The sequence below is a fragment of the Clavibacter sp. B3I6 genome (genome assembly GCF_030816895.1).
In the GTDB taxonomy this organism is placed as follows: Bacteria; Actinomycetota; Actinomycetes; order Actinomycetales; family Microbacteriaceae; genus Clavibacter.
In genome coordinates, this window is sequence record NZ_JAUSYL010000001.1 from 1,302,685 (window position 1) to 1,325,946 (window position 23,262).

Sequence of the window (23,262 nt, forward strand, 5' to 3'; positions counted from 1 at the left end):
TCCTGGCGGGCGTGCGGGTCAGCGGCCGGTGCCGGCGTGGACGACGGCGACGTCGTCCGCGTCGAGGCCGAAGGCGTGGTGGACGACGCGGACGGCCTCGTCGATGGTGTCGGCACGGGTGACCACGGAGATGCGGATCTCGCTGGTGGAGATCATCTCGATGTTGATGCCGGCGTCGGACAGCGCGGTGAACAGCTGCGCCGAGACGCCCGCGTTGGTGCGCATGCCGGCGCCGACGAGGGCGAGCTTGCCGATCTGGTCGTCGTGCTGGAGGCCCGTGAACCCGACCTCGTCCTTCTCCGCGGCGAGGACCGTGAGCACGCGCTGCGCCTCGGACTTCGGCAGGGTGAAGGAGATGTCGGTGAGGCTCGTGGCGGCGGCCGACACGTTCTGGACGATCATGTCGATGTTCGCGCCGGTCTTGGCGACGATGGTGAAGATCTGCGCGGCCTTGCCCGGGACGTCGGGGACGCCGACGATCGTGACCTTGGCCTCGCTGAGGTCGGCGGCGACGCCGACGATGACGGGCTCTTCCACATTCTCTCCATCCGTGGGGTTGTAGACGATGGTGCCCTCGTTGTGCGTGAACGAGGAGCGGACGTGCAGCAGGACGCCGTGCCGGCGGGCGTACTCGACGGCGCGGATGTAGAGGACCTTCGCGCCGGATGCCGCGAGCTCGAGCATCTCCTCGCTCGTGATCCGGTCGATCTTGCGGGCGAGCGGGACGACGCGCGGGTCGGCGGTGAAGATGCCGTCGACGTCGGTGTAGATCTCGCAGACGTCGGCGCCGAGGGCCGCGGCGAGGGCGACGGCCGTGGTGTCGGAACCGCCGCGGCCGAGCGTGGTGATGTCGCCGGTGCCGCGGTTGAAGCCCTGGAAGCCGGCGACGATGGCGATGGCGCCCTCGCCGAGCGCGTCGCGGACGCGGCCGGGGGTGACGTCGACGATGCGGGCCGCGCCGTGCTGGGCGTCGGTGATCATGCCGGCCTGGCTGCCGGTGAAGGAGCGGGCGTCGTAGCCCATGCTCTTGATGGCCATGGCCAGCAGCGCCATGGAGATGCGCTCGCCGGCGGTGAGGAGCATGTCGAGCTCGCGCGGAGCGGGGATGGGCGTGACCTCGTGCGCCAGGTCGAGCAGCTCGTCGGTCGAGTCGCCCATGGCTGAGACCGCGACGACCACGTCGTTGCCGGCCTTCCGCGTGGCGACGATGCGCTTCGCGACGCGCTTGATGCTCTCGGCATCGGCCACCGACGATCCGCCGAACTTCTGCACGATGAGGCTCACGGGCGACTCCTGGGTCTCGGGTGGGCGCGGGCGGCCCGGATGTCGATTCTAGGGCGGGGGTCACGGCGGGCCCGCCGTGTGACGGTGCGCGCCGGGCAGTGCGCGGGGCGACGTGCCGCCGGGGTCACTCCCCCACGAGGCGCCGGCCCTCGAAGGCGCGGCCGAGGGTGACCTCGTCGGCGTACTCGAGGTCGCCGCCGACCGGCAGGCCGGAGGCGAGGCGCGTGACGCGGATGTCGAAGGTGGAGAGCAGCCGCGAGAGGTACGTGGCGGTCGCCTCGCCCTCCAGGTTCGGGTCCGTGGCGATGATGACCTCGGTGACCGTGGCGTCCGCGAGGCGCTGCATGAGCTGGCGGATGCGGAGGTCGTCCGGTCCGATGCCGTCGATGGGGCTGATGGCCCCGCCGAGCACATGGTAGAGCCCGCGGAACTCCCGCGTGCGCTCGATGGCGACGACGTCCTTGGCCTCCTCGACCACGCAGATGGTCGCGGGGCTGCGGCGGGGATCGCGGCAGATGCCGCAGGTCTCCTGCTCGCTGACGTTGCCGCAGATGGCGCAGAAGCGCACCTTGTCGCGGACGACCGTGAGCACCTCCGCCAGGCGCGAGACGTCGAACGTCTCCGTCTGCAGGATGTGGAACGCGATGCGCTGGGCGGACTTCGGGCCGATGCCCGGCAGGCGGCCGAGCTCGTCGATCAGCTCCTGGACGATTCCCTCGTACATGCGGCGCTAGTCCTGACCTGTGGGGCGGATGGTGGGGCGGGCCTTGCGCTCGACGGGCTTCTCCTCGATGAAGCTCGCCTGCAGGATCTCGCGGACGACGGACTCGCCGTACCGCTGGGGTGCGGCGGCGGGCGCGGGCGTGGCCCGGGCGGGCGGAGCGGCGGGTGCGCGATCCGGACGGGCGGCCGGATCGGCGGCGGGGGCCGACTGCCGCTGGGGGGCCGGCGCGGGGCGCGACACCGGCGGGGCCGCGTCCGGGCTCGCCGCGCCCGTGGCCCAGCCGGGCTCGGCGGGACCGAACTCGTCGGGCTCGGGCTCCTCGAAGTCGGGGACGTGCGCGTCGGGGACCACGGCGGATCCGCGCGCGGGAGCGGCGGACGCGCGCGCCGGGGCGGGCGAGGCCGCGGCGGGAGCGGCAGCGGCAGCGGCAGGAGCGGACGCCGCGGGGGCCGCCGGGCGATCCGGGCGGGAGGCGGGCGCGCGCCGATCGGCGGGGGCCTCCGACGCGCCGGGATCGGAGGTGGGGATGGCCACGGTGGCCCATCCGCCACCGGCCGGTGCGGTCTTCGCCGGGGCCTTCGTGGCGGGCGCCGCGGGAGGTGCGGAGCCCGCGGTCGCCCGAGCCACGGGCGGCGCGGAGGGCGGGGCGGCGGCGGCGCTGGTGCGGGAGCCGCCCGCAGCCGGCCGCGAGGCCGGGGCACGGGAGGCGTCCGGCGGGGACGAGGCGGGGGCCGCGGGCGCGGATCCGCCGGTGGAGGCGGGGGCCGCGCTGCCGCCGTGCGGCTCGACGCGCGCGATGAACTTCACGCGGAGGCCGAGCACGTCGAGGATCGCGGTGCGCAGGATGTCGCTGACGCCCTGCCCGGGGGCGCCGCGCTCCTTGAACTTCTCGGCGTCGTTGGCGCTGATGAAGCCGAGCGTGAGCACGTCGCCCGCGAGAGCGCGCGGCATGGCCGTGACGGCGACGAGCCACGCGCTCCGCTTGGCCTTCTCGACGGCCTCGACGACCGACGGCCAGGAGTCCCGGAGCTGCTCGAACGTGACCGGCCCGACGGGCGACGCGGGGGTCGCGGGAGCGGAGGCGGCCGAGCGGGAGGGCGCGGCAGGCGGGGCGGCGGCCGGAGCCTCCGCGCGCGCGTCGGGCGTCGGCGCGGCAGATGCCGGAGCGGTGACGGCAGGCGCGGCGGCGGCGGCGGGAGCGGGCGCTGCGGCAGGAGCCGCCGCGCGGGCGACCGGGGCGGCGGGCGTCGGATCCGCTCCCGCGTCGGCCACGCCCACCCGGCGCTCGAGGCGCTCGACGCGCGCGAGGGCGCCGCGGTGCGTGTCGTCGCTGGCGGGCACGAGCACGCGGGCGACCAGGAGCTCGAGGTGGAGGCGCGGCGAGGTGGCGCCGGTCATCTCGGTGAGCGCGGCGTTGACGACGTCGGCCGCACGGGACAGCTCGACGGCGCCGAAGGCCACGGCCTGCGCGCGCATGCGCTCGAGCTCGTCCTCCGGGGTGCCGCGCAGGACGGCGGCCGCGCCCTCGGCGGAGGTCGCGCCCACGATGATGAGGTCGCGCAGGCGCTCGAGGAGGTCCTCCACGAAGCGGCGCGGATCCTGGCCGGTCTGGATGACCCGGTCGACGCCGGCGAACGCGGCGGCCGCGTCGTGCCGGGCGACCGCGTCGATGACCTCGTCGAGCAGGGCGGCGTGCGTGTAGCCGAGGAGCGCGACGGCGCGCTCGTACTCGACGCTCTCGTGCTCGGAGCCCGCGATGAGCTGGTCGAGGAGCGACAGGGTGTCGCGCACCGATCCCCCGCCGGCGCGCACGACGAGCGGCAGGACGCCCGGCGCGACCTGCACGTGCTCCTCCGTGGAGAGGTGCTCCACGTAGTCGAGCATCTGCGCGGGCGGCACGAGACGGAACGGGTAGTGGTGCGTGCGGGAGCGGATGGTGCCGATGACCTTGTCGGGCTCGGTCGTCGCGAAGATGAACTTCACGTGCTCCGGCGGCTCCTCCACGATCTTGAGCAGCGCGTTGAAGCCCTGCGGCGTGACCATGTGCGCCTCGTCGAGGATGAAGATCTTGTAGCGGTCGCGCGCCGGCGCGAAGACCGCGCGCTCGCGGATGTCGCGCGCGTCGTCGACGCCGTTGTGGCTGGCCGCGTCGATCTCGACGACGTCGAGCGACCCGCTGCCGTCGCGGCTGAGCTCGACGCAGCTCGGGCAGACGCCGCACGGGGTGTCGGTGGGGCCCTCGGCGCAGTTCAGGCAGCGCGCGAGGATGCGCGCCGACGTGGTCTTGCCGCAGCCGCGCGGACCGCTGAAGAGGTAGGCGTGGTTGACGCGGTTGGTGCGGAGCGCCGTGCGCAGCGGATCCGTCACCTGCGTCTGGCCGATGAGCTCGGCGAAGTTCTCTGGCCGATAACGGCGATACAGGGCGGTGACCACGATCCCGAGGATACCGGGCACCCCCGACCGTGCCGCCGCCTCGGGTCAGCCCTCGGTCGGGGCCGCGATCGCCGCGGCTGGGGAGGAGCGGCGGGCGCGCGTGTCGCGCAGGCCGCGGATCCGGTCGGGGGCGCCCCTGCGCCAGCGGCCGAGCAGCGCGAGCCCCTCGCGCCAGGTGGCGTCGCGCACGAACAGGAAGTCGAGCGCGATCATCGCGAGCGAGAACGGCCAGAGCCCGAGCAGGACCCCGATCATCACGTGCATGCCCGTGATGACCACGAGCGCGACGATGCGGGTGGGCCGCCAGAGGATCAGCAGCGGGAAGAGGCCCTGGAACACCACGGCGGCGAAGCTCGCGAGGACGACGCCGAGGCTCGCCTGCGCGAGGAGGTCGTTGATCCACGGCCAGGGGCGGTACCCGTCGATGACGAGCGAGTAGTAGGTGGCGGAGCCGTCCCGCCACTCCTCCCCCTGCAGCTTGAGGATGGCGGAGTTCACGTAGATGAGCATGATCTGGTACGCGCAGAGCACGAGTGCGGTGTTGTGCAGCAGCACCTTCAGGAGCCTCGGGATCCGCGCGGCGACGCGTCGGGCGGCGACGACGGCGGCGGCCGGACCGCGTGCTCCCGGCTCCGCCTCGCGACGGCGGCGGACGGCGTCGAGCGAGAAGTGACGGGACAGGTCCGCGAAGAGGGCGAAGAACAGCGTCAGGCGCATGACGGTATCGCCGCCGTTGGTCAGCAGCGTGCTGTTCGTGGACAGGCCGATCCAGAGGAGCAGGAGGAACGGCGTCACGATGCGCGTGCGCCAGCCGAGCGTGAAGAGGACCGCGAGCACGGCCAGCGCGAGGTACGCGAGGTCGAACAGCGTCGCGTCCGTCTTCGAGAAGAGGCCCGTGAAGAAGGGCGGCCAGGCGCGGCGGGTGGCCTCGGGGTCGATGAAGCGGGATCCGACACCCCAGAGGTAGTGCCGGTCGGCGAAGCACGTGACGAGCACGAGCAGGATCACGGAGCCGAGGGTGATGCGCAGCGCGGCGAAGCTGTAGGTCGCGTGCTCGCGCTCGGTCATCCAGGTGGCGACGCCGCGGGGCCAGCCCGCCGGATGACGGAGCACCCGGATCAGCTCGCGGTCCTGCATCACCTGCCGGACGCGGGCTGCCGCCTGGGCGCGGGGCCCGGGTCGCGCGGAGGCCGGGACGGGGCTGTCCACGGGCCGGGTGTCGTTCGTGCGGGTGCTCATCGTGCGTACCTCTCCACCACTCCCTGGTAGGCGCTGAGCGCCTGCGGATCGATGACGTCGTCGACGTGCCGCCACCCGAAGGTGCGGGCCGACGGCGTGTACTGGCGCTCCTCGTCGAGGCGGTGCTCGAAGTCGTTGGGCCGCGTCGTGACCACGCGCCAGCGGACCCGCTCGATGTCCCGGCCGAAGAAGGCCGTGCCCCAGTACGTCGTGAACTCCTTCATCACGTAGTCGTAGCGGAGGAACGAGACGACCCGGCCGGTCGTGCCGTCGGCGAGGCCCGTGAGCTGCTCGACGAGGGCTGCGGGCGTCTTCGCCGCGAACCCGTCGTCGGTGCGGCGGATGAACGTGTCCTGCACCACGCGGCGCTGCTCCTCGCTGAGGGCCTGGAAGCGGGTGCTGTAGGTCTTCAGCAGGTTCGCGCTCTGCTTGTTGGTGCGCGACGCCTGGATGTCGCCGTCGCCGGACTCGTACTCGGCGTCGGTGATGTCCACCCACTCGCTCTTCACCAGGGCACCGGAGGAGTCGCGCCACTGCGCCTGCATCTGGAGGTAGCGGTTGGTCTTCTGGATCGAGGGGGCGAACACGTTCCACTGCTGACCGAAGTAGGGGCGGGCCGGGGCCGTGAGCGCACGTGTCGTGCTGCTCTGCGGGATGACCATGAGGATCGTGGTGGCGATGTAGACCGCGACGACGAGGGCGGCGACGGCCGACCCGATGCGGGCGCCGCGGGTCAGCGGCGGGCGCGCCGTCGGCTCGGTCGGAGCGGGAGGGACCGGCGGATCGCCCTGGGGATCCTGGAGGTCCGTCTCGGTGTCGTGCGGATGGATCGTGTCGGTCATGTTCGCCGTCCCCCTCGTGCGTCGGGTGGGTCCTGCTGGTGCGGGATGCGGGTGGTGCTCGGTGACGTCGTGACGAGCTGTCGTGCTGTGCGTGTCGTGCTGTGCGTGTCGTGCCGTCGTGCTGTCGTGCTGGTCCTGCGGGAGAGGACGGGGCGGGCGTCCCGGCAGCTGCCGGGGCGCCCGCCCGTCCTGTCATGCGCGGTGCGTCAAGCCCGACGGCTGCGGCCGCGGTGCAGGGCACCGGCGCCCGTCAGCATCATCAGGAGCGCGATGCCGCCGAGGAGGAGCGGACCGTCGGCCTCGCCGCCCGTCACCGGGAGGATCCCGCCGCCGTAGCCGCCGTTCCCGCCGCGGATCGGGGTGCCGGGCTGGCCGGCCGGGACCGTCTGCCCGATCACCGAGAACTGCGTGCTCGGGAGGTCGGCCGGTCCGGACTGGCTGCCCGTGACGTCCACCGAGTGCTGTCCGAGCTCGAAGTCCGCGCCGATCGGGAAGGTGAAGACCACCCGTCCGTCGGCCGGCGCGATCTGCGGCGTCAGCGGCATCGGCGTGGAGTTCACCGTGGCGGAGACCGTCTCGCCGGGCGTGAACCCGGTCGCGGTCACCTGCTGCACGACGCCCGTGCCGCGGACGATCTGCGTGAACAGGACCGTGGCCACGGTGAGCTGGTCGCCGCCGTCGGATCCGCCGTCGGCGTCTCCGTCGGTGCCGTCGGTGTCGACCGCGTCGGTGCCGTCAGCGTCGACCACGTCGGCACCGTCAGCGTCGACCACATCGGCACCGTCAGCGTCGACCACGTCGACCGCGTCCGTGCCGTCAGCATCGACCACGTCGACCACGTCGGCACCGTCAGCGTCGACCACGTCGGCACCGTCAGCGTCGACCACGTCGACCGCGTCCGTGCCATCAGCATCGACCACGTCGGTGCCGTCGGCGTCGACCACGTCGATCGCGTCCGTGCCATCGGCATCGACCACATCGGCGCCGTCAGCGTCGACCGCATCCGTGCCATCAGCATCGACCACGTCAGCACCATCAGCGTCGACCGCATCCGTGCCATCAGCATCGACCGCATCCGTGCCATCAGCATCGACCACGTCGGCACCGTCAGCGTCGACCACGTCGGCACCATCTACATCGACTGCGTCGCCCGCATCCGTGCCGTCAGCGTCGATCACATCGGCACCGTCAGCGTCCACCACGTCGACCGCATCCGTGCCGTCAGCATCGACCACGTCGGCACCATCAGCATCGACCACATCAGCATCGACCACATCGACCACATCAGCACCGTCAGCGTCGACCACGTCAGCACCATCGGCGTCCACGGTGTCGGTGTCGACCCCGTCGAGGTCGGTCGCGTCCACATCGAGGGCGTCCACCGCGTCGACCACGTCGGCGTCGAGCACATCCAGGTCCGCAGCGTCCGTGTCCAGCACGTCGACCGTGCCGTCCAGGTCCAGGACATCGGCGTCGGCGTCCACGAGGTCGGTGTCGACCCCGTCGAGGTCCGTCGCGTCCACGTCCAGCGCGTCCACGATGTCGACCACGTCCGCGTCCAGCACGTCCAGGTCGGCGGCGTCCACGTCGAGCACGTCCAGGCCGCCGTCGATGTCGAGGACATCACCGGCGTCGGCGACGTCCACGACCACGTCGGCACCGTCAGCGTCCACGAGGTCCGTGTCGATCCCGTCGAGGTCGGTCGCGTCCACGTCCAGCGCGTCCACGATGTCGACCACGTCCGCGTCCAGCACGTCCAGGTCGGCGGCGTCCACGTCGAGCACGTCCAGCGTGCCGTCCAGGTCCAGGACGTCAGCGTCGGCATCCACGAGATCGGTGTCGACCCCGTCGAGGTCCGTCGTGTCCACGTCCAGCGCGTCGACCACGTCGATGACGTCGGCGTCGAGGACGTCGAGGTCCGCGGCGTCCGTGTCGAGGATGTCGAGGCCGCCGTCGATGTCGAGGACATCACCGGCGTCCACCACGTCCGTCAGGTCCACGACGACGTCGGCGTCCGTGTCCACCGCGTCGGTGTCCAGTCCGTCGAGGTCGGTCGCGTCCACGTCCAGCGCGTCCACGGCGTCGACCACGTCGACATCCAGTGCGTCGAGGTCAGCAGCATCCACGTCGAGGACATCGAGCGTGCCGTCCAGGTCCAGGACGTCCGCGTCAGCATCCACGAGGTCGGTGTCGACCCCGTCGAGGTCCGTCGTGTCGACATCGAGCGCGTCGACTGCGTCGATCAGGTCGGTGTCGAGCGCGTCGAGGTCAGCAGCGTCCGCGTCGAGGATGTCCAGAGCACCGTCGATGTCGAGGACATCGCCGGCGTCGATCACATCAGCACCCGCGTCCACCACGACATCGGCCACGTCGACGACGTCCAGGACGTCGGCCCCGGTGTCGATCGTGTCCGCGTCCGTGCCGTCGAGGTCCGTCGTGTCGACATCCAGCGCGTCGACCGCGTCGATCACGTCGATGTCCAGGGCGTCCAGGTCAGCCGCGTCGGTATCGAGGATGTCGAGGCCGCCGTCGATGTCCAGGACATCACCGGCGTCCACGATCACGTCGACCGTGTCCGCGTCCGTGCCGTCCAGGTCCGTCGTGTCGACATCGAGCGCGTCGACCACGTCGACCACATCGATGTCGAGCGCGTCCAGGTCAGCAGCGTCCGTGTCCAGGATGTCGAGACCACCGTCGATGTCGAGGACATCGCCGGCGTCCACGATCACGTCGACCGTGTCCGCGTCCGTACCGTCGAGGTCCGTCGTGTCGACATCCAGCGCGTCGATCGCGTCGATCACGTCGATGTCGAGCGCGTCCAGGTCAGCGGCGTCGGTGTCGAGGATGTCAAGAGCACCGTCGATGTCCAGGACATCACCGGCGTCGATCACATCGGCACCGGCGTCGACCACGACATCGGCCACGTCGACGACGTCGAGGACGTCGGCCCCGGTGTCGATCGTGTCCGCGTCCGTGCCGTCCAGGTCCGTCGTGTCCACGTCCAGCGCGTCCACGGCATCGATCACGTCGATGTCCAGGGCGTCCAGGTCGGCCGCGTCGGTGTCGAGGATGTCAAGGCCACCGTCGATGTCGAGGACATCACCGGCGTCCACGATCACGTCGACCGTGTCCGCGTCCGTGCCGTCCAGGTCCGTCGTGTCCACGTCCAGCGCGTCCACGGCATCGATCACATCGATGTCCAGGGCGTCCAGGTCGGCCGCGTCGGTGTCGAGGATGTCCAGAGCACCGTCGATGTCCAGGACATCACCGGCGTCGATCACATCGGCACCCGCGTCGACCACGACATCGGCCACATCGACGACATCGAGGACGTCGGCCCCGGTGTCGATCGTGTCGGCGTCCGTGCCGTCGAGGTCCGTCGTGTCCACGTCCAGCGCGTCGACCGCGTCGATGACGTCGATGTCGAGCGCGTCCAGGTCAGCCGCGTCCGCGTCGAGGATGTCCAGAGCACCGTCGATGTCCAGGACATCACCCGCGTCGATCACATCCGCACCGGCGTCGACCACAACATCAGCCACATCGACGACATCGAGGACATCAGCCCCGGTGTCGATCGTGTCGGCGTCCGTGCCGTCCAGGTCCGTCGTGTCGACATCCAGCGCGTCGACCGCGTCGATCACGTCGATGTCGAGCGCGTCCAGGTCAGCGGCGTCCGCGTCGAGGATGTCCAGAGCACCGTCGATGTCCAGGACATCACCCGCGTCGATCACATCAGCACCCGCGTCGACCACAACATCAGCCACATCCACGACATCGAGGACATCAGCCCCGGTGTCGATCGTGTCGACATCCGTGCCGTCCAGGTCCGTCGTGTCGACATCCAGCGCGTCGACCGCGTCGATCACGTCGATGTCCAGCGCGTCCAGGTCAGCCGCGTCTGCGTCGAGGAGGTCCAGGCCACCGTCGATGAGGTCGAGGATGTCCGCGTCCGCCGTGTCCGCATCGGCTGCCGGAGCTGCGATGGAGAAGGTCACCGAGGTGGGGAGGCCGACCGCGGCTCCGTCGACCGTCTGCCGCGCGGTGGCGGAGAAGGTTCCGGACGGGAGGCCCGTGAAGGTGACCGAGTAGGCGCCCGTGCCCGCGTCCGCGGTGTCCGTGAGCGTCCGGTCGCCCGCGATCACGGTGACGAGGGCCCCCGGGGTCGCGGTGCCCGAGACCGCCACCGAGGTGGTGCCGGCCGGGAACGCCTGTCCCGGGGTGGGGGCGGTGATCACGACCTGCTGGTCGGGCTCCACGGCCGCGGCGTCCGCCCGGACGGTCGCGGTGGACAGGTCGAGCGTCGCTCCGTTCGCGAGCGGCAGGAGGGCCACGCGGATGGCGCTCACGGAGAAGGATCCGGCGTCGAGGCCCTCCGCGTCGGCGAAGTCGCCCGGGGTGGACTGCGCGTTGACCGTGAGGCGCACCACCGAGTCGACCGCGGCGAGGACCGGAGCGACCGCGGCGAGCACGCCGGCTGTCGCGTCGGTCAGGCCCGTCACGACCCCGGCCCGGGTGAGGACGTTGCTGTTGTCGGTGTCGAGCTGCGGGAGGAGACCCGAGGTGAGACCGCTGATCAGCGGCTGCGTGAGGTTCGCCAGGTCCAGCGTGAGGAGCTGCGTGCCCGCGAGGTCGATGACCGGCGTCGAGTTGCCCGGACCCGTGGGGCTCACCAGGTTGGCGAGCGTCGTGTCGAGGTTGATGACGACGGCGCCGAGGTTCACACCGGGGATCGCGGGGGTGAGCGGCGGGATGCCCGGGATGCCCGGCGTCCCGATGTTCGCCGTGATCTTCGCCTGCACGCGGGTGGAGTCGAGGACCGCCTCGAGGAGCCGGTCCGGGAGGACCTGCGTGAGGATCGCCGTGAGGGCTGCGTTGACCGCCTGCGTGAGCACGGCGGTCGTCAGGACGCGCGTGTTCGGCGCCTGGCCGTCGAGGGTCTGGATCGCGTCCAGGTCGAGCGTGATGGTGCCCGTCCGGATGTCGAGCGTGACCGGGCCGCTGACGAGCGGCGTCGCGATGGCCGCGTTCACCGCCGCCTGGGTGTCGACCGTGGCCGTGATGGTCTGCGTGGTCCCGGTGACGTCGAGGAGCGGCGTGCCGAGCACCCGCGTCAGGATCCCGTCGAGGAGACCGGTCGAGGTCGGCGAGATGTTCACGCCCGTCTGGATCCCGGGGACGAGGCCGTTCACCACTGTCGTGAGGTTCGTCGCGAGGCCGCTGACGGCCGGGCTGACGAGGCGCGCGCTGCCCTGGCCGACGCTGTACTCGGAGGTGGGGGTGCCCGCGCCGCCGTCCGTGGCCCTGGCGGCGATGGCGCCGAGCTCGAGGTCGAGGTCGGAGAGCACCGTGGAGACCCCGGCCGCCTGGAGCGTGGGGCCGAGGTCGAGGGTCGCGCCACGGCCCGTGCCGTTCCCGACCGACAGGGCGCCCGTGTCGGAGACGGCGCCGGCGGCGGCGGTCGCGCCCGCGGTGCCGCTCGAGGAGTACTGCTGCACGACGCCGACCTGCGCCGTCTGGTCCAGGCGGAGGATCTGACCGAGCTGCACGTTCCCGCCCACCTGGGCGGTGAGCAGCTGGGCGAGGACCGACGCCTCGAGCGGGCCGTCGAGGCTCGTCGGGTTCGGCGTGCCGCCGGGCGCGTACGCCGTGTAGGCGCCGCCCGTGTCGACGAGCGGTGCGAGGCCGGACAGCGTGATCAGACGCGCCTCCGCCTCGGACTGGTCCCCCACCGCGGCGTTCGCGGGCAGGGCGCCCCCGAACGTCACGAGGGCCGCGGTGAGCCCGAAGGCCGTCGCGGTCGCCAGGCTGCTTCTGCGCCTGGGCATGTGTAGTGCCATGTTGGATCCCCTCGATTGCATGGCCGGCCGGCGACGCCCGAAGGGCGTGCGGACGTGCGTCATCACCGAGAGGTGGCCCCCACCCGTCCCCCCGGACCTCACGAGCGTGTCATCCGCGTTCCGGGGCGACAACACTGCGGGGCACTGGTCTGCGGGTACGTGGGGACTGGGCGGCGGGACCAGTAGTCGCCCCAGTGGCACTACCGGGAGTCGTGCGCCGGAGGGCACGGCGGAGGGCACGGCGGAGGGCACGGCGGAGGGCACGGCGGAGGGCACGGCGGAGGGCACGGCGGAGGGCACGGCGGAGGGCACGGCGGAGGGCACGGCGGAGGGCACGGCGGAGGGCACGGCGGAGGGCACGGCGGAGGCCCGCGATCCGGGGGGATCACGGGCCTCGGGGAGCGGTGCCGTTCGGCTGCGGGGCGTCCGCGGAGGTGCGTGGGAGCCGCTCAGCCGGCCGTCGCCGCGAGCGACTGCCGGGCGATCTCGAGCTCCTCGTCCGTGGGGATCACGAGCACGGCGACGGGCGAGCCCTCGGGGCTCACGAAGCGCGGCTCGGACGAGATGAGCTCGTTGCGGTCGTCGTCGATCCCGATGCCCATGAACCCCAGGCCGGCGAGGGAGCGGCGGCGGACCAGCGGGTTGTTCTCGCCCACGCCCGCGGTGAACACGACCGCGTCCACGCCGCCGAGCTGGGCCGCGTACGCGCCGACGTAGTGGCGGATACGGTGGCGGTAGACCCCGAGCGCGGTCTGCGCGGCCTCGTCGCCGTCGGCCGCGGCGCGCTGCACGTCGCGCATGTCGCCCAGCCCGGTGAGGCCGAGGAGCCCGCTCCGCCGGTTGAGCAGCGTCTCGAGGTCGTCGAGCCCGAGGTCGGTGTGGCGGGCCAGGTGGAAGAGGATCGCGGGGTCGATGTCGCCGGAGCGCGTCCCCATCACGAGGCCCTCGAGCGGGGTGAGTCCCATGGACGTGTCGATGGATCGGCCGCCCTGCACGGCCGCGGCCGACGCCCCGTTGCCGAGGTGCAGCACGATGATCCGCGTCTCCTCGAGCGGCTTCCCGAGCAGTCGGGCGGCGGCCTCCGAGACGTACTTGTGGCTCGTGCCGTGGAACCCGTAGCGGCGGATGCGGTGCGCGGCCGCGAGCTCGCGGTCGATCGCGTACGTGTACGCCTCCGGGGGCAGCGTCTGGTGGAACGCGGTGTCGAACACGGCGACGTGCGGGACGTCGGGGAACGCGGTCTGCGCCGCCTCGATGCCCTGCAGCGCGCCGGGGTTGTGCAGCGGCGCGAGCGCGGAGAGGTCGTCGATGTCGGCCTTGACCCGGTCGGTGACCACGGTCGGCTCGACGAACACGTCCCCGCCGTGCACCACGCGGTGCCCGACCGCGACCGGCGGGTTCTCCTCGAGCGACGGCCCGTGCTCGGCGAACGCGTCCAGCATCGCCTGGAACCCGGCGGTGTGGTCGGCGATGGGCAGCTCGCGCACGGACGAGTCGCCGCCCGCCCTGTGGCGGGTGGCCCCGGTCCCCTCGCCGATGCGCTCCACGAGACCGGACGCGAGCACGGACTCGGTCTCCATCTCGATCAGCTGGTACTTGAAGGACGACGATCCGGAGTTGACGACGAGGACGACGGGCACGGGGGCTCCTGACGGGTGCGGCGGACGGGGAGGACGGCGGCGAGGACGGGACGGGCTCAGCCCGCCTGGATCCCCTCGGCCTGGATGGCGGTGATGGCGACGGTGTTGACGATGTCCTGCACGAGCGCGCCGCGCGAGAGGTCGTTGATGGGCTTCCGGAGTCCCTGCAGCACGGGCCCGATGGCCACGGCGCCGGCCGACCGCTGCACGGCCTTGTAGGTGTTGTTGCCCGTGTTGAGGTCGGGGAAGATGAACACCGTCGCGCGGCCCGCGACCAGCGAGTCGGGCATCTTCGTCGCCGCGACCGCCGCGTCCGCCGCCGCGTCGTACTGGATGGGGCCCTCGACCGCGAGGTCGGGGCGCAGCTCCCGCACGCGGGCCGTGGCCTGGCGGACCTTCTCGACGTCGGCGCCGGCACCGGACTCCCCCGTCGAGTACGACAGCATCGCGATGCGCGGCTCGATGCCGAACTGGGCCGCGGTGGCGGCCGACGAGATCGCGATGTCCGCCAGCTGGTCGGCCGTGGGATCCGGGTTCACGGCGCAGTCGCCGTAGACGAGCACGCGGTCGGCGAGCGCCATGAGGAACACGCTGGAGACGACGGAGACGCCGTCCATGGTCTTGATGATCTCGAAGCCCGGCCGGATGGTGTGCGCGGTCGTGTGCGCGGCGCCCGAGACCATGCCGTCGGCGAGCCCGAGCTGCACCATCATCGTGCCGAAGTAGGAGACGTCGGTGACGGTCTCGCGCGCGATGTCGAGCACCATGCCCTTGTGGGCGCGCAGGCGGACGTACTCCTCGGCGAACCGCTCGCGGAGCACCGCGTCGAACGGGCTGAGCACGGTCGCCCGGCCGATGTCGATGCCGAGGCCGATGGCGCGCGAGCGGACCTCGATCTCCTCGCCGAGGATCGTGACGTCGGCGATCCCGCGGCGGAGGATCGTGCCGGCGGCCCGCAGCACGCGGTCGTCGGTGCCCTCGGGCAGCACGATGCGCTTGCCCGCCTTCCGCGCGCGCTCGATGAGGCCGAACTCGAACATGAGCGGCGTGACCACGTCGGAGCGGCTGACGTCGAGGAGCTCCAGCAGCCGGGACGTGTCCACGTGCTGCTCGAACGCGGCGAGCGCCGTGTCCATCTTCCGGGCGGACTCGGGCGAGAGCCGGCCGCGGGTCTGCGTGATGCGCTTCGCGGTCTCGTAGGTGCCGAGCTCCGTGGAGATGATCGGCAGGGTCTGGTCGAGGCCGGAGACCAGCGTCTCGATGGTGGGCGACAGCGCGAAACCGCCGTTCAGCACGATGCCCGCGACCGTCGGGAAGGTCTCGGAGGCGTGGGCGGTGAGCACGCCGAGGAGGACCTCGCTGCGGTCGCCGGGGATCACGACGATGGCGCCCTCGGTGAGGCGCGCGAGGACGTTCTCCATCGACATGGCGGAGACGACGACGCCGAGCGCCTCGCGGCTGAGGAGCGCGGGGTCGCCCTTGACGAGCTCGCCGTCGACGGCCGCGAGCAGCTCGGCGACGGTGGGGGCGACGAGGAACGCGTCCTCCGGGATCGCCCACACGGGCACGTGCGGGTCCTGCGCCTGGAGGGAGACGGGCACCGCGGCGGGGATGGCGGCCGTGATCGCCTCGAGGGCGTCGGGGTCGGCCCGGTTCACGACGACGCCGAGGAGGCCCGCGTGCGCGGTGACGAGCTCGGGGATGGCGAGGTCGGCGATCTGGCGCATCTCGTCGGGGCTGCGGCCGCCGGACTCGTCGGTGCGCCGGCCGGTGAGCACGAGCAGCACGGGCGCGCCGAGGTTCGCCGCGATGCGCGCGTTGAAGGACAGCTCGGTGGGGCTGCCGACGTCGGTGTAGTCGCTGCCGACGATGACGACCGCGTCGCACTTCGCCTCGACGGCCTTGTAGCGCTCGACGATGCGGGAGAGGGCGGCCTCGGGATCCGCGTGCACGTCGTCGTAGGTGACGCCCACGCACTCGTCGTAGTCGAGGTCCACGCCGTCGTGCGAGAGCAGCGCCTCGAGCACGTAGTCGCGCTCCACGATGGAGCGGGCGATGGGACGGAACACGCCCACGCGCTGGATCTGATGGGTGAGGGTGTCGAGCACGCCCAGCGCGACCGTCGACTTGCCCGAGTGCCCTTCGGCGGACGTGATGTAGATGCTCCGAGCCATGCTCGCCAGCCTATGGGCGTCGCCTGCACGGCGGCCGGGTCCGGGCTGCACGGACGCGGGCTCGTGTGCGTGTTAAAAGGAGAAGACCCCTCGCGCACCTGCCAGAGCCCGGCTGCCCTTGCTGCGTCTCCGCCCTGGGGGAATTCACCTGGATGGCACCACGCGAGGAGCCGTCGCCCAGTGTACCCGACGCGCGGAGCCCGGCGGTCGGGGCGTCGCCGCCCAGGAGCCGGTCACGAAGCGCGCGTACCGTGGAGCGCATGCGCATAGTCATCGCCGGAGGACACGGCCAGATCGCCCGACTGCTCGAACGACGCCTCGCCGACGCGGGCCACCAGCCCGTCGGCATCGTCCGCAACCCCGACCACTCCGCCGACCTCGCCGAGGCGGGCGCGGAGGCCCTCGTGCTCGATCTCGAGAAGAGCGACGTGGGCCAGGTCGCCGAGGCGCTCCAGGGCGCCGACGCCGTGGTCTTCGCGGCGGGCGGCGGGCCCGACTCGGGCCCCGAGCGCAAGCTCACCATCGACCGCGACGGCGCCATCCTGCTGGCGGACGCGGCCCAGCGCGCGGGCGTCACCCGCTACGTCATGATCTCCGCCATGGCCGTCGACGGCTTCGACCCCGACAGCGACGACACCTACGAGATCTACCAGCGCGCCAAGTCCGAGGCCGACGCCGACCTCCGGGCACGCGACCTCGACTGGACCATCGTGCGCCCCGGGGGTCTCACGGACGAGCCGGGCACCGGCCGGATCCAGGTCGGCACCTCCACGGGCCGCGGCACCATCCCCCGCGCCGACGTCGCCGAGATCGTGGCGACCGCGCTCATCGACGGCACGGGCGTCCGCGTCCAGTTCGAGGCGGTCTCGGGCGAGGAGCCCGTCGCCGAGGCTCTCGCGGGACTCCGCTACTAGACCACCGCCCGAGCGCCGGGCGCTCGTCCTGATGACGGCCCCCTCCTCCCCGGAGGGGGCCGTCATCGCTTCCGGGCTGCTGAGGCACCCGGGTCGTGCCGCGGAGACGCCTCGGGCCGACGGCACCCGAAGCCGTCGTCCTCCCGCGCGTCACCGCATCGTGCGCCGTGCGCACCGTCCGGAGCATCCCCATGCCCGGACGTGACCCACGCTAGGAGCGTCGGGACGGGTCCCCCACAGTGCCGACTACTTATTTCCGCGGGGCTTCCGATAAGTAACAGGCAGTGTGCTGGCTCACTAGCCGATTTCCGCGCAAGATGGACGGAACACGGTCCGTGCCGCCTCGGGGGATGCAGCACGGCTCACCGCTTTCCGCGACGGGGGTCACCATGAAGCAGATGACGCGCGACCACAGTCGGGCGAGCATGCGCTCCCCGAGCACCGCTCCGGGACGCGGCAGCCGCGCGCGCGACCTGGAGACGCTGGAGCGCTGGCTCGCGCAGGGCACGAGCGCCGTCGTCACGGGCAGCGTCGGATCCGGCCGGAGCCACGTGGCCGGGCGCGTCGCGGACGCGCTGACCCGCGGCGGCCTCACCGTGATCCGGGCGCACGCGTCCACCCCCGACCTCGCGGACGTGCTCCGCCGCGTCATCGACCACGCGCCGGGGATGCGCCTGCCCCGCCCGCTCCCCGGATCGCGGCCCGTCGTGGTCATCGACGACGCCCACCTCATGCCGGCCGAGCTGCGCGCCGCGCTCCTCGACGCGCGCGCGGGCGAGCGCTGCACGCTGCTCGTGACCGTCGACGACGCCGATCGCGACGCCCGCCTCGTCCGGGCCCGGGAGGCCGACGGCGGAGGTGCGTCCCGCACGGCCCAGGCGTCGCACGAGATCCTCGGCCTCTGGCGGAACGGGTACGCGGAGCGGCTCGACCTCGCGCCGCTCGACCCGTCCGAGGTCGACGCCATGATCGACTCCCTCGCCGGATCCGTGGCGCTCGACCAGGCGACGCGCGTGCACATCCAGCGACGCAGCGCCGGTCGGCCGTTCCTCGTCCGCGAGCTCGCCTTCGAGGCGCTCGAGTCGGGCGGGACCGCGCGCACGGCGACCGGGTACGCGTTCCCCAGCCCGCATGCACCGCGCGCCCGGATCCTCGACCTCGTGTCCTCGCGCGTCTCCGTGCTCGGGGACGACGAGCGGAGCACGCTGATCCTCCTGGCGCGCCTCGACGGCGTGCCGTACCAGCGGGCCGCCCGCCTGTTCGGCGAGACGATCCTGCGCGTGCTCGGCGCCCGCGGGCTCGCGCGCGCGCAGGCACAGGGCGACATGATCCTCCGCGCCGACCTCCTCGAGGCCGAGGCGGCGCTCGCGCGCACGGACCCGGACGCCGTGGACGCCCTCACCCGCCGCGTCGTCCGCGCGCTCCTCCAGGAGGCCGCGCTCGGCGTGCCGCTCAGCCCGAAGGAGAGCCTGCTCATCGCGCGCACGCTCACGGACCAGGAGCGCCGCGAGGCCGTGGAGCGCTTCGGCGCGGGCACGCTCGCGGCCGTGCACCTGGTGGCCGCGCGCCTCGCCAACGACGTCGGCATGACGCACGACGCGCTGGCGTTCGCGGAGATCGCGGGCGACGGCGGATCCGCGGCCTACGCGGCCTGCGAACGCGCGCGTTCGCTCACCGTCCTGGGGAACCCGACCCGCGCGATGGAGCTGCTCGACGCGCTGGACCCCGCGGAGCTCACGCCGGCCGAGAGCGTGGAGACGCTGCACTGGCGCGTCCTGTCGACGCACGCCGCCCTGCCCGGGACCGGCCGCGTCGGCCGGCTGCTCGAGGCCGCCCTGGGCGGATCCGACCCCGACGTGCGCGCGCAGGCGGGAGTCGTCGGCGCCAGCATGTCGCTCGGGTCGATGGAGTGGGAGGCCGCACTCGCGTCCGCCCGGGACGCCGCCGCCCTCGCGACGAGCTGCGTGGTGCGCCTGCGGGCCCAGCGCGCGGTCGTCCTCGCGCTCGGCCACCTCGGCCGCGGCGCCGAGCTCGGCGACGCCGTCGACGCGGGCCTCGGCATGGTCAGCGGGCGCGTCGACCGTCTCGGCACCTACGACGACATCCTCCTCGAGGAGGCCCGGCTGGAGATGCTGTCGGCGAGCGCCTTCAGCCGGCGCCTCTGCCGCCTCGACCTGCCCGACCTCGAGCGCGAGCTCGACGCCTGGGTGGAGTCGGCGGTCGCGCAGGACGCGCAGTGGTTCATCCCGGTCCTCGGCGCCATCACCGGCGGCGTCGCCCTCGACCTCGGCCGGCTCGACCGGGCCGAGGCGGAGCTCACCCTCGCCGACGACCGCCTCATCGGCCCGGACATCGGCACCTGGCGGCTCTGGATCCGCATGCAGCGCGCCCGCGTGCTCGCGCTCCGCGGCCGCGCCGACGAGGCCGAGCGCATCGCCGCCGGCATCGTGCAGCGCGCCGACCCCCGCTACCCCTACCAGCGCATGCTCGCCGAGGGCGTGCGGGTCGAGATCCTCGTGGCCCGCGGGCGCCCGGACGAGGCCGCGACCCTCCTCCTCGACCTCGGCGACCTGAGCGGCGACGCCTACGCCCTCCGGGCCGGCGCGCTGTTCCGGGCGTGGATGCTCGGGTCCACGGACCCGCGCCTCGTCGACGTCGCCCGCCTCGTGCGCGAGCGGACGGACGTCCCCGCGCTGCACGGGATGGCCGAGGTCGTGGAGGGGTCCCGCACGGACGATCCCTGCCTCGTGGAGCAGGGCGCGCGCACCCTCGAGGAGGCCGGGCTGCACCAGCAGGCCCGCACCGCATGGGAGGACCTCGTGCGGATGCGGGCCGGCGACGAGTCCACGGGCGCCCTGGCGCACGCGCGGGCGGCCCTCGCCAGGATCCAGGCCCGCATCGACCGGGGCACGTCGGCGGCGCCGACCCCGGCCGTGATCCCGGTGGCGCCCGCGCTCGACGTGAGCTCGCTGACGCGCCGGGAGCTCGAGATCGGCGTGCTGGCGGCCCAGGGGCTGAGCAACCGGGAGATCGCCGGGCGCCTATTCCTGTCCGTCCGCACGGTGGAGTCGCACCTCTACCAGGCGCGCGCGAAGCTCGGCGCACCCTCCCGTCGGGCCCTCGCGGGGCTCCTCGACACCCCGGGTGCATCGAGCCTGCTCGCGGGCAGGTAGTATCGACGGGTGCCGCCGCGTTCCTGACGCCTGCGGCACGCGTCCTGGAGGATTCGCCTAGTGGCCTATGGCGCACGCTTGGAAAGCGTGTTGGGTGAAAGCCCTCAGGGGTTCGAATCCCCTATCCTCCGCCAGACACACGAGAGCCCCGACGGACCCCGGTCCGGCGGGGCTCTCCTCGTCCCCGCGTGTACCCCGGCCGCCGGGCAGGTGTCCCCCATAGCGCCCCTGCCCGGGGGTGCGCGGCGCGCCTAGGCTGGACCGGTCCTCCCGCACGCACCCGCGGCACCGCACGCCGCGCGACGCGGGCAGCGGAGGGGACGACGACCGGAGGCGACGTGCACCACGACGGCGATGCGCCCGGCGACGACGGGCGCGCGAGCGGGAGCACGATCATCCGCGCCCGCCCCGCCCTCCTGCGGCAGCTCGCCCTCGCGGCCCTCGCGCTCGTCGCGCCCCTCGGCGCCGCCCTCCTCGTGCTCGCCGTCCCCACCGGGAACGCGGCGGCCGTGATCCTCGGCGTCGGCGTCGTGGTCCTGCTCGGCGGCCTGCTCGCCGCCCTCTACGCCACCTCCTACGTGCGCATCTCGAACGCGACGGGCGACGTGGAGTCCCGGTTCCTGGGGCGGCGGACGCACGTCCGCCGCAGCGCCGTGCACGACCTCCTCGTGGTGCAGGTGTACCAGGGCCTCACGCTCGACACGCAGCCGCGCCTGTTCGTCCTCGACGCCGAGGGCCGGCTGCTCCTCCGCCTCAGCGGGCACGTCTACGACCTGGGGACCATGCGGTCCCTGGCGGCCGACCTCGACGTCCCCCTCACCGAGCAGACCACGGTCCTGACGATGGCGGAGCTCCGCGCGACCCGCCGCGGGATCCTGCCCTGGTACGAGCGGTCGCTCACGTCGCTCGCCGCGGTGCTCGTGCTCCTCGGGGTCGGTGCGGTCGGCGCGGTGGTGGGGATCATGGTCCTCACGGGCGTGCCGCTGGCCGTCCGGCTCTGATGGATCCCGCCGCCCGGCTCGCTCCGCTCCTCGCGCGGTGGGACCTGGACCCCGACGGGCCGCCGCTCGCGACGGCCAGCAGCGTGCTGGCGCCCGTGCGGCGCGACGGCGCGCGGCTGATGCTCAAGGTCCCGCTCGTGGAGGAGGAGCGGCGCGGGGGCCGGCTGATGGCGGCCTGGGCCGGGCGCGGCGCCGCGCCCGTGGTCGCCTCCGACCCCGACGGCGCGATCCTCATGGCGCGGGCCGACGACCCGGGGATCCTCTTGCGGGAGGCCTCGGCCGACGGCCCGGACGCGGATGCGCGCGACGACGCCGCCACGCGGATCCTGGCCCGCACGGCCCTGCGCCTCCACCGCGTCCCGCTGGATCCGCGGGCGGTCGCCGACGCCGTGCCCCTCGACGCGTGGTTCCGCGGGCTCCTCGAGCCCGCGCGACCGCTCCCCCGCTCCCTCGCGCGCAGCGCGGCCGTGGCCCGCGAGCTGCTCGCCCGCCCGGGCCCCCGCGTGGTGCTGCACGGCGACGTCCACCACGGCAACGTCCTCCGCTTCGCGGGCGCCCCCGACGACCGGCGGGCGGACCGGGACGACGGCGGCTGGCGCGCGATCGACCCGAAGGCGCTCGTGGGCGACCCCGGGTTCGACACCGCGAACGTCCTCTGCAACCCGAGCCCGGGGATCGCGCTCCGGCCCGGGCGCCTGGCCCGCCGCGCCCGCGTGGTCGCCGAGGAGACGAGGACGGACGTCGACGCCGTGCTCGCCTGGGCCGAGGCCTGGTGCGCGCTCTCGGCGGCGTGGGACGTCGGGGATCCTGCGCGGCGTGAGCGGGTCGCGGCGATGGGCCGGATCGGGGCGGCCGCCCGCGACGCCCGGAGCACGGCCGGCGGCGGCAGCGGCGGCGGCGGTCGGACCTAGCCCGCGATCGCGCGCTCGGGATCCCGGGAGCCGCTCCCCGAGCCGCGAGGCGCGAGGTCGGCCGCGCGTCCCGCGACGGCGCCGAGTGCGCGCTCGAGCGGACCGCGCCCGAGGATCCGCGTCCAGAGCAGGCAGAGCACGACCGTCACGACCGCGAACGCCAGGTACGCCCCGTCGTCCGCGATGAGGTCGCCCTCCGGCGCGATCAGGTCGATGAGCACGATGTGCGTCGCGTACACGGTGAGCGCGAGCGTCCCCACCGCCTCGAGGGGCACGAGGACCGAGGGCAGGAGCGCCGCGAGCCGGAGGCACAGGCCGATCACGGCGATCGCGAACCCGCCGGATCCGACGACCTCGAACGGCGACCCCTCGTGCGGCGTCGTCGAGAGGATGAACTCCCACCCGGGCGGCGGCGCGGCGACCGCGCCCTCGAGGAGGGCCGAGCCGCCGTACGCGAGCACGGCGAGGCCCGCGCCGACGGTCACGAGGAGCAGCTGGACGCGCGCCGACCCCAGTGCGAGGCGGCCGATCCCGAGCCCGGCGATCGCGAAGGCCACCCAGGTGAGCGCCGGGTAGTGGCCCGTGACCACGAGCACGACGAACGGGTCCGGGCGCATGGCCGCGCCGTCGAAGTGGATCGCGAGGGCGGTCGTCGCGACGGGCAGCCCGACGGCGGCGACCGCGGCGAGCGCGAGCAGCCGGGACGCCCGCCAGCGCAGCAGCGGCAGCACGGCGACGAACAGCACCGCGTAGACCTCGAGGATCACCGCGACGTACGTCTGCAGGGCCGCCAGCAGCCCGCCGAGGAGGAAGAGGCAGGAGGCGCGCACGAGGATCCTGAGCCGCACGCGCACGAGGTCGCTCCCGTCGACCGGCCGCTCGCGCCCGGACATCAGGGCGATGGACACCCCCGCGAGCGTCGCGAAGAGGATGGAGGAGCGGCCGTCCGTGATCGCGAGCCACGACGCCGGGTCCTCGAGCTCGAGGGTCCGCGGGACGGCGACGTGCGCGGCCATCATCCCGAGGACCGCGAGACCGCGCGCCGCGTCGATCCCCCGGAGGCGGCTCGGGGCGGGGGCGGGGCGCATGG

The 23,262-nt window shown here is 73.4% G+C and carries 13 protein-coding genes, 1 tRNA gene and 1 other RNA gene; 5 read left to right on the forward strand and 10 right to left on the reverse strand.

Annotation, left to right across the window (positions count from 1 at the left end):
- Positions 1-18: 18 nt before the first annotated feature.
- The 9 genes from QFZ62_RS06115 to ffs form a co-directional block, all read right to left on the reverse strand.
- The gene (locus QFZ62_RS06115; RefSeq protein WP_160469838.1) at positions 19-1,284 is read right to left on the reverse strand and encodes an aspartate kinase; all 1,266 of its coding nucleotides are present in this window, start codon (positions 1,282-1,284) and stop codon (positions 19-21) included.
- A gap of 124 nt (positions 1,285-1,408) precedes the next feature.
- On the reverse strand, positions 1,409-2,008 hold the full coding sequence (gene recR / locus QFZ62_RS06120) for a recombination mediator RecR (protein WP_307503041.1): 600 nt from the start codon (positions 2,006-2,008) through the stop codon (positions 1,409-1,411).
- Positions 2,009-2,014: 6 nt separating this feature from the next.
- Positions 2,015-4,441 (reverse strand): DNA polymerase III subunit gamma and tau, encoded by a 2,427-nt coding sequence (locus QFZ62_RS06125; RefSeq protein ID WP_307503044.1) that lies wholly within the window; start codon positions 4,439-4,441, stop codon positions 2,015-2,017.
- Positions 4,442-4,486: 45 nt separating this feature from the next.
- Positions 4,487-5,680 (reverse strand): HTTM domain-containing protein, encoded by a 1,194-nt coding sequence (locus QFZ62_RS06130; protein ID WP_307503047.1) that lies wholly within the window; start codon positions 5,678-5,680, stop codon positions 4,487-4,489.
- On the reverse strand, positions 5,677-6,522 hold the full coding sequence (locus QFZ62_RS06135) for a DUF5819 family protein (protein WP_307503050.1): 846 nt from the start codon (positions 6,520-6,522) through the stop codon (positions 5,677-5,679). The genes QFZ62_RS06130 and QFZ62_RS06135 overlap by 4 nt, the downstream gene beginning before the upstream one ends.
- 206 nt (positions 6,523-6,728) lie before the next feature.
- Complete coding sequence (locus tag QFZ62_RS06140; protein WP_307503053.1) at positions 6,729-12,347, reverse strand: hypothetical protein; 5,619 nt, start codon at positions 12,345-12,347, stop codon at positions 6,729-6,731.
- 461 nt (positions 12,348-12,808) lie between these two features.
- Entirely contained in the window at positions 12,809-13,999 is a 1,191-nt protein-coding gene (locus tag QFZ62_RS06145) for an acetate/propionate family kinase (RefSeq protein ID WP_307503056.1), read from the reverse strand.
- Positions 14,000-14,055: 56 nt separating this feature from the next.
- Entirely contained in the window at positions 14,056-16,173 is a 2,118-nt protein-coding gene (gene pta, locus QFZ62_RS06150; RefSeq protein ID WP_307503059.1) for a phosphate acetyltransferase, read from the reverse strand.
- Between the two features lie 78 nt (positions 16,174-16,251).
- An RNA gene (gene ffs, locus QFZ62_RS06155) (signal recognition particle sRNA small type) lies at positions 16,252-16,348 on the reverse strand.
- A gap of 85 nt (positions 16,349-16,433) precedes the next feature.
- Between ffs and QFZ62_RS06160 the strand changes: the two genes are divergently transcribed.
- The 5 genes from QFZ62_RS06160 to QFZ62_RS06180 all read left to right on the forward strand — a co-directional run bounded on the left by QFZ62_RS06160 (position 16,434) and on the right by QFZ62_RS06180 (position 22,172).
- Positions 16,434-17,087, forward strand: coding sequence for an SDR family oxidoreductase (locus tag QFZ62_RS06160; protein ID WP_307503063.1), 654 nt, complete (start codon positions 16,434-16,436; stop codon positions 17,085-17,087).
- 389 nt (positions 17,088-17,476) lie between these two features.
- On the forward strand, positions 17,477-20,260 hold the full coding sequence (locus QFZ62_RS06165) for a LuxR C-terminal-related transcriptional regulator (RefSeq protein ID WP_307503065.1): 2,784 nt from the start codon (positions 17,477-17,479) through the stop codon (positions 20,258-20,260).
- A gap of 46 nt (positions 20,261-20,306) precedes the next feature.
- Positions 20,307-20,394: transfer RNA gene (locus tag QFZ62_RS06170), tRNA-Ser, on the forward strand.
- A 204-nt stretch (positions 20,395-20,598) separates the two neighbouring features.
- Positions 20,599-21,261 (forward strand): hypothetical protein, encoded by a 663-nt coding sequence (locus QFZ62_RS06175; protein WP_307503068.1) that lies wholly within the window; start codon positions 20,599-20,601, stop codon positions 21,259-21,261.
- On the forward strand, positions 21,261-22,172 hold the full coding sequence (locus tag QFZ62_RS06180) for an aminoglycoside phosphotransferase family protein (RefSeq protein ID WP_307503070.1): 912 nt from the start codon (positions 21,261-21,263) through the stop codon (positions 22,170-22,172). Before QFZ62_RS06175 ends, QFZ62_RS06180 begins: the two co-directional genes overlap by 1 nt.
- On the opposite strand, the gene QFZ62_RS06185 is transcribed toward QFZ62_RS06180, so the two are convergent.
- Positions 22,169-23,260 carry a heparan-alpha-glucosaminide N-acetyltransferase domain-containing protein gene (locus tag QFZ62_RS06185; RefSeq protein WP_307503073.1) on the reverse strand — a complete coding sequence of 364 codons (1,092 nt, stop codon included), beginning with the start codon at positions 23,258-23,260 and terminating at the stop codon, positions 22,169-22,171. The genes QFZ62_RS06180 and QFZ62_RS06185 overlap by 4 nt on opposite strands.
- Positions 23,261-23,262: the final 2 nt, after the last annotated feature.